Here is a 13,698-nt window from a genome sequence, read left to right as displayed (position 1 = left end):
GCTTTACCCCCTAACTTGTTCTGGACGAACGGTTAAACTGATATCGCGAAACAAATTAAATGTTTCAACGTCTTTAGGCACGGGAAGCGGTGAGGCCTTGTATATTGCTGTTTGTGCTGACCTATCTAACAAAGGATCACCACTGCTTCGGGTTAAAGACACTTCCAGTACAGTTCCATCTGGAGCAAGGCGTATCCTGAATTGGCTCGACAGAGAACTGTCAACATTTTCAGGTAAAATCCAGTTGCGTCCGATCGCATTGACAATAAGTGCCTTGTATTTATCAACCTCACCAGCTATTCGTGCTTGTCTTTCAGCATTTTGGGCTGCCTGTTGGGCAGCTGCCGCCTCTGCTTGTCTTTTTCTTTCCATCTCTGCTTTTTCTTGCTCAGCACGGGATTTTTCCGCTTTCAGCTTTTCAGCCTTCGCCTGTTCAGCTTTAAGTTTCTCGGCTTTCTCTTTTTCTTCTTGTTTTTTCTTATTGAGCTCAGCAAGTTTTTTAGCTTCTAACTCCCGTTGTTTAGCCAATTTTTCATTTTGTTTTTTTAACTCTTCGATGCGTTTAGCTTCCAACGCTTTTTGCTCAGCCAATTCTTTTAACCGTTTTTTTTCTTCTTCAACTTGTTTTTTTCTGGCAATTGCAATTTTATTAGCTTCTTCTTTCAATCTTGCAATTTCTTGTTGTTCTTTGATTCTCTGCTGTTTTGCCGTCTCAGCTTGTCTTAATAATTCCCTTTGTCGGTTGAGCTCCGCTTTCTTTTGTTGTTCACGCTCTTGCTTCAAACGATTGATAGTTTTCATTATTTCTTTATTGTCGACACTGACCGCTTTTACTACTTCCTGCTGAGAAACAGTGGGTTGCATCATGCCAGGAGAATTTTTGGATTCCATGGTTAGCACAGGTCTTTTGCTGCTATTATCTGTAAAAAGCAATACAAGTAAAAAAAGATGAAGTGTGACAGCAAAAAGAAATGATTTTCTATAGCTAAGATCACTTATCATGCTTGCCCCTCATCACCAGTCTGAGAGTCAGTAAGCAATCCCACTTGCTCAGCCCCTGCTTGCTTTAAGAGTGCCATGGCTTGAACAACTTTCCCATAAGCAACCCCCTGATCTCCCTTAACAAGCACATTGAGTTTTTGACCTGACTGTTTGGCTAGCTCCAGTTCTGCCGCAACTCGTACTAATAATGCCTGAGCTTCAATAGGTTCTGCTGGTGTACTACTAATATTTAAAAAATAGCTGCCTAATTGATTCACTGACACAATGATAGGTTCTCTGTCAGCAGTCTGTAAAGTTTGACTGGCTGCTTTGGGCAGATCTACTGTAACACCTTGTGTCAGCATTGGAGCAGTAATCATAAAAATAACCAGTAAAACCAACATAACATCAATGTAAGGAACTACATTAATTTCTGAGATTGGACGTTCACGATTGGTTTTAGATCGATTCATTTTAAGTCTTATCCCCTAGGTGAACCAGAAGTTTGTTGTTCAATTAAAGAAATCAGTTCTTCTTGAAATAAATCATATTTATTCAGCAAAGTATTGGCACGTGTCGTATATCGGTTGTAGGCAATAACCGCAGGAATTGCAGTAAATAGTCCTAAAGCGGTAGCAACCAGCGCTTCTGAAATACCTGGTGCCACCATTGCGATAGTGGCCTGTTGGGCATGTCCCAAAGCCTGAAATGATGTCATTATACCCCAAACTGTGCCAAATAGACCCACGTAGGGAGAAATAGATCCTACAGATGCAAAAAATGGTAAATGTTGCTCCAGTTTTTCCGCTTCTTTGGCATGACTTATCTGCATTACTCTTTGTATAGGCTCAATAGATACTTTGCCTTGTTTTCTGCAGCGAACAAATTCTTTAAAACCAGCGTGAAAGATAGCGGCTACCCCTTGTCTTTCATCACTATTACTGTCTACATCAGCATAGAGTTTGCTCAAATCTCCACAATCCCAGAACCTTCTGGTAAAGGTTTCAGTCATTTGCTTTCTACGATTAAAGAACCATGCTCTTTGAAAGATTAATGTCCATGAAATTATCGAAGCAATTAATAATATCAACATAACGGACTTTACTACCAAACCCGCTTGCATAAAATACATTAGTACATTTGCTTGATTAGCCACCATTAATCTCCACACTGAAAGGTTTCGTTATTCATTTCTCATAATATTAGGCAGTCGCTTGGGCTTTAAATTACTGCCAACGCAAACTACCTGAACACTGGCCCTGCAAATTAATTGTTTATGTTGATTAGATATCTCTTGATTAAATAGAAAACTGCACGCTCTAAATTCTTTAATTTCTGTTTTAATTGTTAATTGATCATCTAACCTGGCCGGAAATACATAATTAATTGTGAGTTCGTGAATCGCAAATAAAATATCGGACTTTTCGAATTCACTTAGAATTAAATTGTTTTGCCTTAATAATTCAGTTCGAGCTCTTTCCAAATAACAAAGGTAGTTAGCATGATAAACAATTCCCATATAATCAACATCTTCTGCATAGACTCTAATGTTATGCTGATGATTTGATATAAGATTCATGTGTTATTCCTGTTCGATCGCACTAAAGCCAAAATGCTGATAAGCTTTCGAAGTGGCTATTCTACCGCGAGGAGTGCGCATTAGAAAGCCTTGTTGTATTAAAAATGGCTCTAAAACATCTTCTATAGTCCCTTTTTCTTCGCCAATAGCAGCTGCAATACTATCTATGCCTACTGGACCACCATTGAAGTGTTCTATCACCGCTAATAATAATTTTCTATCCATTAAATCAAACCCGTGCTGATCCACTTCAAGCATTTCCAATGCTTGTTGGGCCATATCAACAGTAATGATGCCATTTCCTTTCACTTCAGAATAATCCCTGACTCTTCTTAACAGGCGATTGGCTATTCGTGGTGTTCCTCTGGAGCGTAATGCAATTTCTCTTGCTCCTTCGGGTTTTGTAGGGACACCAAGCAAATGCGCAGAGCGTGCCACAATCTTGGTAAGCGAATCAACAGAATAATATTCCAAACGCTGCACTATACCAAATCTATCCCTTAATGGCGAGGTAAGCAACCCTGCTCTCGTCGTTGCTCCAATTAATGTAAAGGGAGGTAACTCCAATTTAATAGATCGTGCTGCTGGCCCCTCTCCTATCATGATATCCAACTTATAATCTTCCATGGCTGGATAAAGAATTTCTTCTATAACAGGACTTAATCTATGAATTTCATCAATAAATAGTACATCATTTTGTTGTAGATTCGTCAATATAGCAGCAATATCGCCAGCACGCTCAATCACTGGCCCAGAAGTTTGTCTGATATTCACTCCCATTTCGTGAGCTATGATATTTGCCAGAGTGGTTTTACCAAGGCCAGGTGGGCCAAAAATAAGAACATGATCCAAAGGATCGTTTCTCTTTCTTGCCGCATTGATAAATATCTGCATCTGTGAGCTAACAGAATCTTGCCCTACGTACTCGCTCAAGCTAAGCGGCCTGATGGCTCTATCCATTGCGTCTTCCGAGACAATACTTTGACTACTTATTAGGCGATCACTTTCGAGCATAAGAGGTTTTATCGGGTTCATTCGAATCAAAGCATTTTAACATAGGTTTATCTAATAGCAGATCTTTGTAAGCTTATTTATTAATAATTAAATGCAATTGATTTCACGATTAAGGTTGATGATTTTATATGATATCAAAATGATATTATAAAGTGTGATTCTCACTTACAATATCCATCAGCTGTTTTCGAGCTCTAAATATACGTGAGCGTACAGTTCCGATGGGGCAATGCATTTCTTTTGCAATATCCTGATAAGTTTGTCCATCAAATATGTGCAGCCCATAACATAATCGTAACTCTTCAGATAAACATGACATTGCTGCTTCTATTTGTTTCTCAAACTCTAATCCCATTATGTCTGACTCTGGAGAATTATGTGGTGTAGAAAATTGTTCATCCATATACTGCATTTCTGAATCAGCATATAAATTATTGGTACGAAAATAATTTTTAATAGTATTTTGAGTAATTTTATATAGCCAGGTTGAAAACTGACTGCGTTCATTAAAATAAGGTAAATACCTAAATACTTTGATAAGAACTTCCTGAGTTAAATCATTGACATTTGTCCAGTCATGCGTGTAAAAATAAATCATTTGTCTAATTTTGCCCTGATAACGCTCAAACAGTTTATCAAAAGCTAGACCGTTGCCTTTTTGAGCTAATTCAATTAGAGATTCATCATTTAAAGAGGTCTCAATATGCATAGCTTCCTCATTATTACTTTGCTTGTTATTACGTTAGGATATGATAAAGTCTAACCATTATTAATTTGGATTTATTTTAGTCACTATGTATTATTATATACTAGTTTTTGTTGCTGTTTAGGTGTAATAATCGTAATTGATCGGTAGGTATTTGATCATTAAATAGAATTAGCATCTGATTTTTTTTATCTGAAGATAATTGAATAACTTGAAATAGCATATTATGAATAAGAATTTTTAGTTTGTCATAATGATGGGTAGTACCATCTATTGTTTTCAGTGACCACGTAAGGTTTTTCGAGAATTTGATTTCTTTAACTTTTTTGCAAGCACTTTGGTAAGTTACATCATTTTTAAATTGAATAACGATAAGAAAAATTAAGATGCCTTCTATCAACACAGGTAAAGAAGAATATAAAACTAATCCAATGGTGCACAAATAAAGAATCACAATTAATCGAAAATATAGTTTGGATTTACCTGGTTTAATCACAGTTTCTGATGAATGATACAATTTCAAGCAACTCTTTTTCGGGTTCCTCATGCCCCATTAACCAGGCATATAAAATAGGGTCATTGTGGGTTAATAGATTATCAAATGCTTTCAATTGATTTTCTGTAAGTCGATCAATCTCATTGGCTATGAATTTCTGTAAAACAAGATCAAGCTCTAGCATTCCTCGCCTGCATTTCCATAATAACCTTGATTTTTCTCTATTGTCCACAATGGATTTCCTCTGTTACTTCAAGATAAATACAACTTAATTCTAATTATTCAATAATTATATCTGATTTTGAGAGGCCAAATGATACACTAGTCTGTATTATAAACAACATCATTGATCTTAATATGAAAACTATATTAGAACATTTAGTGAATAATAGGTCTTTAATAACATTCCGCCCTCTAGAGTCTGAATTATTATTAAATAAGCAGAAAAACTATCTTTTTGACTTATCCTATCTAGGTGTCATCGATTTGTTTGGGGAGAAATCAATAGATTTTCTGCAAGGGCAGTTAACTTGTGATTTACGATTGGTATCGGATACTTCAATGATTCAAGGGGCCCAATGTAACCTTAAAGGGAGAATTCTTTCTTTATTGGATATTATCAACTGGCAAGGTGTAAAATTAGTTCTGCCCCAAGATTTAATTGAAGTAACTCAGAATTCATTAAACAAAGTTGCACTGCTTTCTCGAGTTAAAATCACTTCAAAGCACAACTATAAAATTTTAGGCTTTTATTTACAGCATGGTAATGATCAAATACCACAGTTACTACCTTTGCCCAGCGAATTATATGCTTTATCTTGTACGAGTCATGGTTGTGTTTATCACTTAGGCAAAGGATTCTATATCTATTTAATCCATTCAGACTATTATGATAGTTTGTGCAAGCCTTTTATTGAAAATAATCAATTACTTGGTTCATTAACCTGGCATACCCTTAGATTATTTAACAATCAAATTGATATTTATCCTAATTCTAGGGGACTCTTTTTACCACATAGAATTGGCTTACATCAAACCGCGTACGTCAGTTTTGATAAAGGGTGTTATAAAGGTCAGGAAATCATCGCAAGAACTCACTACAGGGCTACTCTTAAGCATGAATTAAAGAAATTTGTAATTCAGTCAGATAATCAATTATATTCTGGTCAAAAATTATTTAAACCGGATGAAGACACAGAGATTGGAGAGTTAATTGATTACTCCATGCTTGGTGAAAATCGATATTTAGCTGCTGCAAGTATATTAAAAGAGAACTTTTCATCTGTCTGTTTGGAAGGCAATAAACTTCCAATCGAATTAGAAGAAAAAATTGAGCTTGAACTTTGAAGTTCAGGCTCAATTTTCAAAAACAGAAGGCTATTTGCTTTTTCCAGGCAGCATACGCTTCAATACATTGTCTTTATCAATAAAATGATGCTTAAGAGCACCCAAAACATGTAATGTGATGAAGGCGATTAAAATCCACGCAATAATTTCATGGGATTCAGCCATTAATTTTGCTAGAGATTTATTAGGTTCAATCCATGGAAGTGGCGCTTTAAACAAGCCAAAGTAATTTGGTATTCTGTCTGCTGCAACTGACATGATCCAACCACTCAATGGCATAACAATCAAGAGCACATAAAAACCATATTGCACAAACCTTGATAATATTTTCTCCCAAGATTTAACAGAGTCAGGTAAAGCAGGTTTTCCTTTAGCATGGATCCAAATAAACCGCAAAATCATCAAGAAAAGGATAGTAATTCCTGTTGATTTATGAAGCATATAAGCAACCCCCTGAAATTGCTCAGGTATTTCATCAAGAAAAAAACCTGCTATTAGCATGATTATAACTGCCAATGCAATAATCCAATGAAATAATTTGCTCAGTGTTGAATATTCTGAAGCAGTTTTAGCCTCCATTTCATTTAACTCCTTTCATGTCAAAATGACTCTTCCATTTTTAAATTGGATTGTAATGTCGTTTGGGTTAAATCCAGCAACTCTCGGGTGGCAACTAAAAACATAGTATAGTTCAAGGCTGTACTTGATTTCAGAGCTGTCAGAATATAATTCCACCTGTCAATTAAAGAAACGTGTGTCTCTCCCCATCTTGTTAATCGTTCTTGCAAATCCTTATTATTAGGCTCAAAACCCATTATGGCAGCTGTTAACTGTCGTTGTTGCCAATCTAAATCATCGCGTAATGCCTCTCGAGATAAAGATTCCCAATTATTTTCAGTTGTGTGAACAATAATTTGGGTTCTAAGCCAGGCTATGTCAAGAAATTCGCCAATACCAAAATATATTTCAGCTACTTTTGGTATTTTTATATTTTCCTCATAGGCAATTTCTATAATGTCTGTTGCGGCAAACAAGCCTCGAGTCACTGTTAATTCATGGGCAAGTTGAGGTGGTATCCCTTCTTTTATCCGCTCTTGGAAATGCTCCTCATATTGAATCCGGCCTGTTTCGCCAAAAACGGCAGGCATGGATTTTTTCAGTTCATCAACCCCTTTTACGTATAACTCTATTGCCTGCGTTATACTCATCGACCTTCTATGTGTCCGTAAAAACCACCTTGTCACTCTCCTGGATAGTCGAACATACAGCATCATCATATCAACTTGAGTTTGCGCGCTGATTTTTGTGCCAAGCTCCTCAATTTGTTTCCATATTGCTTCCAGATTCAAGACACTTCTGGCAATCATATAGGCCCTGACAATTGCCGCAACAGAGGCCCCAGTTTCATCTTGTAACCTGTAAACATACGTGAAGCCCATTTCATTAACAATAATGTTACTTAAACGGGTAGCAATTATCTCCCTTCTTAAGGGATGATCTTGCATTTGTTTACTAAAACGCTCTTGCAGAGGCTTGGGAAATGAACCAATAAGTATTTGGTTCATATAATCTTCTTCAGGAACTTCAGAAGCAAGAACTTGCTCTTTTAATATGGTTTTGCTGTAGCACATTAAAACAGCAATTCCAGGTTGAGTTAATCCTTTCCCCATTAGTTTGTGTTCCATTAGGACTTTTTCATCAGGTAAAAACTCTAAAGTTCTGTCAATTTTACCTGATTTTTCTAGTTCGTTAATATATCTTGCATGTAATTCAATGGCTCTTAAGGCTTGAGAAGCAGTTAAGCTAATGGCTCGGGTTTGTAGGAAATTATCTCTGAGCACTAATTTGGCTACTTCATCAGTCATATTACTTAAAAGCTCATTTCTTTGTTTTGGAGTCAGATCCCCAGCTGATACAACATTATTTAATAAAATCTTAATATTAACTTCTTTGTCTGAGCAATTAACCCCACCAGAATTATCTATGAAATCTGTATAGACTTTGCCGCCGTGTAAACTATACTCCACGCGTGCTAACTGGGTTAATCCCAAATTCCCACCTTCGCCTATAACTTTGCATCTTAACTGATTGGCATTAACACGAGTTGCATCGTTTGTTCGATCTCCTACGCTAGTATTACTTTCAGTACTCGATTTGACATAGGTTCCAATTCCAGCACTCCAAAGTAAATCCACATCGGCTTTTAATATTGCTTTAATTAGATCATTAGGTTCAATTGAAGTTTGTTTTATTCCAAACACTTTCTGCATTTCAGGGCTAACCGGGATAGATTTTGCACTACGAGAAAAAACCCCTCCTCCTTTGGAAATGAGTTTTTTATCATAGTCTATCCAGTTAGATCTGGGAAGATTGAATAATCGCTCACGTTCTTTAAAGCTAGCTTCAGCTTCAGGATTAGGGTCTACAAATATATGAATATGATTAAAAGCACCTACGAGTTTGATATGCCTGGACAACAACATGCCATTTCCAAAGACGTCGCCGGCCATATCTCCTATGCCAACCACAGTGAAATCATTGTTTTGGATATCTCTGTTCAATTCATAGAAATGGCGTTTAACAGATTCCCATGCCCCTTTAGCAGTAATCCCCATTTTTTTATGATCATAACCAACAGAGCCACCTGAGGCAAAAGCATCTCCAAGCCAAAAATCATATTCCTGGGAAATTGAATTGGCAATATCAGAAAATGTAGCAGTGCCTTTGTCTGCAGCGACCACAAGATAAGGGTCATCTTCATCATAAAAAACAACATTTTGGGGTTTTACAATGAATCCTTCTTTGTAATTGTCTGTTATATCCAACAAACCTCTTATAAAGAGTTTATAACAGCTGATTCCCTCCTCCATAATTTCTTCACGAGTAGCACTAGCCGGTATCTGTTTGGGTACAAAACCACCTTTCGCGCCACTGGGAACAATTACAGAGTTCTTTACCTGTTGAGCCTTCATTAAGCCAAGAATTTCGGTTCGAAAATCCTCACGTCTGTCCGACCAACGTAAACCTCCGCGAGCTACTTTACCACAGCGCAAATGAACCCCTTCAAATCGTGGCGAGTAAACAAAAATTTCAAACATGGGGTATGGTTTTGGTACACCAGGAATGAGTTTGCTGGATAATTTTATAGAAATATAATTCTTAGGATTACCTTGAGCGTCAACTTGATAAAAATTGGTACGAAGAGTGGCACCGATGGCATGCACGTATTGTCTTATAATTCTGTCTTCATCCAGATTGGCTACATTATCAAGATCAGATAAAATTTCAGCGACAAGTGCAACGTATCTATCCTCTCTCCTTTTGGAGTCATGGGGATTGCACCGAATTTCAAATAACCTAACTAATTTCTTGGCAATGTTTACATTATTATTTAGTGCTGTTTCCATATAATCCTGGCTAAATGTAAACCCTATTTGCCTGAAATATTTTGCATAGGTTCTTAATACAGCAACTTCCCTCCAATTTAATCCGGCCGCTAATACCAATAAATTAAAGCCATCATTTTCCGCATCACCAAACCATACCCTGGCAAATGCATTTTGAAATAACTCTTTTATTTCGTCGATATTAAACTCGCTTTCTTTATTGTATTGCATGGCAAAATCATTAATCCATGCTACTTTACCATCTTCAAATTTTAAAACATAAGGACGTTCACTAATTGCTCTTAAACCAAGTTTTTCCAGGATAGGTAATACATCAGACAAAGGAATAGTGGTGTCATGCTGATAAACCTTTAACCTAAAGCTCTTCTCAGACTCATCCAATGGCTTATAGAAATTAATACCAAGCGGATTTTCAAGGCTTAGCATTTCAATATGCTTAATATCATAGACAGCCGTTCTTGGTGAAAAGGTATCAGAATAAGATATTGGAAACGCATTTTTATACCGAGAGTAAAGTGTATTGGCTTGTTCTTCGCCATAGATTTCATGTAAATGATGTTGCAAATCATCAATCCACGACCGCCCCACTTCAATCAATTTTTGCTCTATTTCTTTTAAATCAAAATCGGGTAAATTTTTGGGATTAACCCTTACTATAAAATGAATTCTTGCCAATACCGATTCCGAAAACTGAGTAGAAAAGGTAATCTCTTCAGCGTTAAAACTGTCTGCCAAAATTTTTTGCATGGCATATCTTAATTCAGTATTAAATCGATCCTTGGGAACATATACCAAGCATGAAATAAATCGCTTGTAAACATCGGCTCTAGCAAACAGGCGGATACGTTTTCTATCTTGCATATAGAAAATACCCATAGCTATTTCCAGTAACTCATCCTCAGTGCCTTGAATTAAATCATCTCTTGGAAGAGTTTCAAGTATGTTCAATAATACTTTACCTGCATGGCTATAGGGATTTAAATTAGAATTTTTCATAATTAATGCGACTTTATGTCGCAAAAACGGAATATGCTTGGGATTTGTATGATAAGCAGCAGAAGTATACAGTCCTATAATACGCCTTTCGCCAATTACCTCTCCTTTTTTATTGAAGCGCTTAACACCAATATAGTCGGTATAAGCATCTCTATGAACAGAGGCTAAAGTATTTGTTTTGGACATTACAAGAATGCGGGGTGATGAAATTAATCCTTGTGCTTCTGGCCCCATTGCCGTAATACTTCTTGCATTTGATTTGCTCAGACTTTGGCGTAAAACGCCCAATCCTGTTTCAGGAATAGGTTGTAAAATGGTTTCTTTTCCTTTTTTAATCAAATCATAATCTCGCAATCCTAAAAAAGTAAAATGGTGATCTTCCATCCAATTTAAAAAGGCTTTCGTCTCTTCAATTTCGCTGATATCAATTGTCTTTGGTACAGTATCAAGCTCCTTGATAATTTCTCGTACTTTAGTACGCATTTTATCCCAATCTTCAAATACTGCTCGATTGTCCTCAAGAGCACGTTCAAAATTTTTGTGGAGCTCCGATAAGGTAGCCGGGTCTGTTTGTCGATCAATTTCTATAAAAATGGGAGCCTCATGTAAAACATCATCTCTAGCAGCTCCACCATTTCTTGGAAGAATTTTAGTAACCCTGTTATGGCTGTCTCTTTTAACCCTAATTCCTCCCATATGAATAGTAAGATGAGATGTTAATCCCATTCGATTAATTACTATCCTCAGAGAGTCTACAATAAAAGGCATATCTTCGCAGATAACTTCTACAACAGTATGCGTAGTTTGCCATCCATGACGTTCATAATCAGGATTATAAATCCTAATTTTTGTTTCGTGTGGAGCGCGTTCACAAATCAAAGACCAGAAATTGACTGCTGCTCCATAAAGATCATCAACCTCCCACTCTAGAAGATCTTCAAGGGCGACAGTCCCATAAAATTGCTTTGCGAATTCAGCGCAAAACTCTGTTTGTTCGCCAGTCATTGTTTGCTTAATTTTTTCAACAACGCTTTTTACTATTGCGTCTTTACCTTCTTCAAATTTATAGGACATTCATTTACCCCTTCAGGTTCACTTATGCTCCGAAGCATTAATTGTTATTAATCATTGTATGTATACTAAAGTATTCTTTGTTGCCCAAGCTGCCAGCTCAATAACTGCATCATTATTCAGGCGAATGCATCCATGTGAGCCAGGTATACCTAGTTGAGTTGTATCTGGTGTGCCGTGAATATAAATGTAACGATGTAAAGTATCTACATCTCCGCCCTTATTTCGACCAGGCTCTAATCCATCCAATTGTAAAATTCGGGTTAATATCCAATCTCTTTCTGGAAATTGAGTTGCCAATGATTCTGAATAAATCTCACCAGTCCATTCTCTGGCAACCATCACACTATTAATTGGCAGATCAATGCCAAGTATAGAATGGATCTTATGCCAACCTCTCGGAGTGCATCCACTATTAATTTTTTCACCCACGCCATTTTTCCCGGATGAAATAGCATAGTTTGCAATTAAATGATCCTTTTCAAAACAACTCATCTCCTGTTTTTTAATTGAAATAAAAATGAATTTACTATTTTTTACCATGTTTTGGGTCACTAATCGCAATTGTTTTGGTATTTACAAACTCTAATATACCTTCTCTTGATAACTCTCTACCATATCCTGATCGCTTTATTCCCCCAAATGGAAGTCTTGGATCAGAGGCTACAAAAGCATTAACAAAACAGGTTCCTGCTTCAATTTCATAAGTAGCAATATGCTCTCCCTTATTAAGATCTTTTGTAAATACAGCAGCACCTAAACCATACTGACTCATATTGGCCAGTGAAATTGCCTCACTCTCATTTTTAGCAGTAATAATAACAATAACAGGCCCAAATAGTTCCTCATCAAAAGCTGTCATTCCAGGTTTAACATCAGTTAATAATGTCGGCGGGTAGAAGTACCCTTTACCCTCCGGAATTATACCACCAAGCAATAATTTAGCACCTTGTTTAACAGATTTTTCTACTTGTGAATGCAAATTTTCTCGTAAATCTTTTCTTGCCATAGGTCCCAAATTAATATTGGGGTCTAATGGATCTCCCATTTTGTATTTGCTGATGAGTTCTTTGATTTTAGAAATTAATTCTTTTTCAATCGATTGAAGTGCTATAACTCGCTTGGCCGCAATGCAGACCTGCCCGGTATTATTTAATCGTGAAGCCACAATGCATTGAGCAGCAAGATCTAAATCCGCATCTTCCAGAATCAAATAGGGATCTGAACCGCCTAATTCTAGAACCGATTTTTTCAAATTTTTACCTGCATGCGCTGCAACACTTTGCCCCGCACGTTCACTTCCAGTTAAAGTAACAGCGGTAACAAATTGATTTTCAATGATATGAGATGCCCCATCATTATCTACAATTAAGTGTTGAAATAATGAAGAAGGAAATCCAGCGTCTCTGAATAATTCTTCGATTTTATTTCCTGTTCCACTCGATATTGGGGCATGTTTTAAAATAGCCCCATTACCCGCCATGATAGTTGGTGCTGAAAATCTAAAAACCTGCCAAAATGGGAAATTCCAAGGCATTATGGCAAATACAATTCCTAGTGGTCTGTAACAAACTTTTGCTGTTTTCATTTCAGTTTGAACAGTTCTTGGCATTAGGTATTGTTCTGCATTTTCAGCATAATGTTCACATACCCAAGCACACTTCTCAATTTCAGCATGACCTGCTGTAATGGGTTTACCCATTTCTAAAGCCATTAAATGTGCTAACTCTTGCTTTTTATCTTTTAATATCTGAGCAAGATTGAGCATTAAAGAGCGCCTTATGTCGAATTTAGAATTTTTCCAATTTAAATAGGCCTCATATCCACACGCTATTTTTTTGTCTATTGAATCAAAATCCAAGCATGTGTAGTTATTTAGAACTTCTTCAGTTGTCGGGTTGACAGTTTGAATATTCATTTAATTACTCGATATGATTAACGTTGCCTATAGTTTAGACCAAATCAAGGCTTTTTTTTATTTTAAATAATTAACCTAACTTGCACTTTGCTTTTGAATATTGATACTATTTTTATTTTAAACGACATTGTCTTAAAGAACAGTAATAAAAATCAACCTGTTAAGTAAAAAGGACTTGCACTG

General features: G+C 36.6%; 13 protein-coding genes. 1 reads left to right on the top strand and 12 read right to left on the bottom strand.

Annotated features, from left to right (window positions below):
* Window positions 1-3 precede the first annotated feature (3 nt).
* From tolA to OQI99_RS04660, 8 genes are all read right to left on the bottom strand, one after another.
* Window positions 4-1,002: a cell envelope integrity protein TolA gene (gene tolA / locus OQI99_RS04695; RefSeq protein WP_265731402.1), complete on the bottom strand. Its 999-nt coding sequence runs from the start codon at window positions 1,000-1,002 to the stop codon at window positions 4-6.
* On the bottom strand, window positions 999-1,454 hold the full coding sequence (tolR, locus tag OQI99_RS04690) for a protein TolR (RefSeq protein WP_265731401.1): 456 nt from the start codon (window positions 1,452-1,454) through the stop codon (window positions 999-1,001). The genes tolA and tolR overlap by 4 nt, the downstream gene beginning before the upstream one ends.
* 8 nt (window positions 1,455-1,462) lie before the next feature.
* Window positions 1,463-2,140 (bottom strand): protein TolQ, encoded by a 678-nt coding sequence (gene tolQ, locus OQI99_RS04685; protein WP_011946571.1) that lies wholly within the window; start codon window positions 2,138-2,140, stop codon window positions 1,463-1,465.
* Between the two features lie 24 nt (window positions 2,141-2,164).
* On the bottom strand, window positions 2,165-2,560 hold the full coding sequence (gene ybgC, locus OQI99_RS04680) for a tol-pal system-associated acyl-CoA thioesterase (protein ID WP_010947304.1): 396 nt from the start codon (window positions 2,558-2,560) through the stop codon (window positions 2,165-2,167).
* A gap of 3 nt (window positions 2,561-2,563) precedes the next feature.
* Window positions 2,564-3,574, bottom strand: a complete 1,011-nt coding sequence (ruvB, locus tag OQI99_RS04675; RefSeq protein WP_011213854.1) for a Holliday junction branch migration DNA helicase RuvB — start codon at window positions 3,572-3,574, stop codon at window positions 2,564-2,566.
* A 145-nt stretch (window positions 3,575-3,719) separates the two neighbouring features.
* On the bottom strand, window positions 3,720-4,283 hold the full coding sequence (locus OQI99_RS04670; protein ID WP_061514414.1) for a sigma-70 family RNA polymerase sigma factor: 564 nt from the start codon (window positions 4,281-4,283) through the stop codon (window positions 3,720-3,722).
* A 100-nt stretch (window positions 4,284-4,383) separates the two neighbouring features.
* Complete coding sequence (locus OQI99_RS04665) at window positions 4,384-4,827, bottom strand: hypothetical protein (protein ID WP_061514413.1); 444 nt, start codon at window positions 4,825-4,827, stop codon at window positions 4,384-4,386.
* Window positions 4,769-5,008: a succinate dehydrogenase assembly factor 2 gene (locus tag OQI99_RS04660; protein ID WP_080447557.1), complete on the bottom strand. Its 240-nt coding sequence runs from the start codon at window positions 5,006-5,008 to the stop codon at window positions 4,769-4,771. The genes OQI99_RS04665 and OQI99_RS04660 overlap by 59 nt, the downstream gene beginning before the upstream one ends.
* Before the next feature lie 125 nt (window positions 5,009-5,133).
* Between OQI99_RS04660 and OQI99_RS04655 the strand changes: the two genes are divergently transcribed.
* Window positions 5,134-6,123 carry a YgfZ/GcvT domain-containing protein gene (locus tag OQI99_RS04655; protein ID WP_265731400.1) on the top strand — a complete coding sequence of 330 codons (990 nt, stop codon included), beginning with the start codon at window positions 5,134-5,136 and terminating at the stop codon, window positions 6,121-6,123.
* 30 nt (window positions 6,124-6,153) lie between these two features.
* Here the strand turns inward: OQI99_RS04655 and OQI99_RS04650 are convergent, their stop codons facing one another.
* From OQI99_RS04650 to OQI99_RS04635, 4 genes are read right to left on the bottom strand one after another with little or no spacing between them, the layout of a single operon-like run.
* The gene (locus OQI99_RS04650; RefSeq protein WP_061514410.1) at window positions 6,154-6,702 is read right to left on the bottom strand and encodes a cytochrome b; all 549 of its coding nucleotides are present in this window, start codon (window positions 6,700-6,702) and stop codon (window positions 6,154-6,156) included.
* Window positions 6,703-6,722: 20 nt separating this feature from the next.
* Window positions 6,723-11,600: an NAD-glutamate dehydrogenase gene (locus OQI99_RS04645; RefSeq protein ID WP_265731399.1), complete on the bottom strand. Its 4,878-nt coding sequence runs from the start codon at window positions 11,598-11,600 to the stop codon at window positions 6,723-6,725.
* A gap of 51 nt (window positions 11,601-11,651) precedes the next feature.
* Complete coding sequence (locus OQI99_RS04640) at window positions 11,652-12,140, bottom strand: L,D-transpeptidase (RefSeq protein WP_027225500.1); 489 nt, start codon at window positions 12,138-12,140, stop codon at window positions 11,652-11,654.
* Window positions 12,127-13,515, bottom strand: a complete 1,389-nt coding sequence (locus tag OQI99_RS04635) for an NAD-dependent succinate-semialdehyde dehydrogenase (RefSeq protein WP_265731398.1) — start codon at window positions 13,513-13,515, stop codon at window positions 12,127-12,129. The genes OQI99_RS04640 and OQI99_RS04635 overlap by 14 nt, the downstream gene beginning before the upstream one ends.
* Between the last annotated feature and the right edge of the window lie 183 nt (window positions 13,516-13,698).

This window comes from Legionella sp. PATHC039 (assembly GCF_026191275.1).
Taxonomy (GTDB): Bacteria; Pseudomonadota; Gammaproteobacteria; order Legionellales; family Legionellaceae; genus Legionella; species Legionella pneumophila.
This window is presented reverse-complemented; position numbering and strand designations above follow the sequence as displayed.

Coding starts and splice junctions, on each gene's coding strand:
- OQI99_RS04670 (WP_061514414.1), bottom strand. CDS start 4,283: ATGCATATTGAGACCTCTTTAAATGATGAATCTCTAATTGAATTAGCT.
- OQI99_RS04655 (WP_265731400.1), top strand. CDS start 5,134: ATGAAAACTATATTAGAACATTTAGTGAATAATAGGTCTTTAATAACA.
- OQI99_RS04665 (WP_061514413.1), bottom strand. CDS start 4,827: ATGAGGAACCCGAAAAAGAGTTGCTTGAAATTGTATCATTCATCAGAA.
- tolA (WP_265731402.1), bottom strand. CDS start 1,002: ATGATAAGTGATCTTAGCTATAGAAAATCATTTCTTTTTGCTGTCACA.
- OQI99_RS04650 (WP_061514410.1), bottom strand. CDS start 6,702: ATGGAGGCTAAAACTGCTTCAGAATATTCAACACTGAGCAAATTATTT.
- ybgC (WP_010947304.1), bottom strand. CDS start 2,560: ATGAATCTTATATCAAATCATCAGCATAACATTAGAGTCTATGCAGAA.
- ruvB (WP_011213854.1), bottom strand. CDS start 3,574: ATGCTCGAAAGTGATCGCCTAATAAGTAGTCAAAGTATTGTCTCGGAA.
- tolR (WP_265731401.1), bottom strand. CDS start 1,454: ATGAATCGATCTAAAACCAATCGTGAACGTCCAATCTCAGAAATTAAT.
- tolQ (WP_011946571.1), bottom strand. CDS start 2,140: ATGGTGGCTAATCAAGCAAATGTACTAATGTATTTTATGCAAGCGGGT.
- OQI99_RS04645 (WP_265731399.1), bottom strand. CDS start 11,600: ATGTCCTATAAATTTGAAGAAGGTAAAGACGCAATAGTAAAAAGCGTT.
- OQI99_RS04635 (WP_265731398.1), bottom strand. CDS start 13,515: ATGAATATTCAAACTGTCAACCCGACAACTGAAGAAGTTCTAAATAAC.
- OQI99_RS04640 (WP_027225500.1), bottom strand. CDS start 12,140: ATGGTAAAAAATAGTAAATTCATTTTTATTTCAATTAAAAAACAGGAG.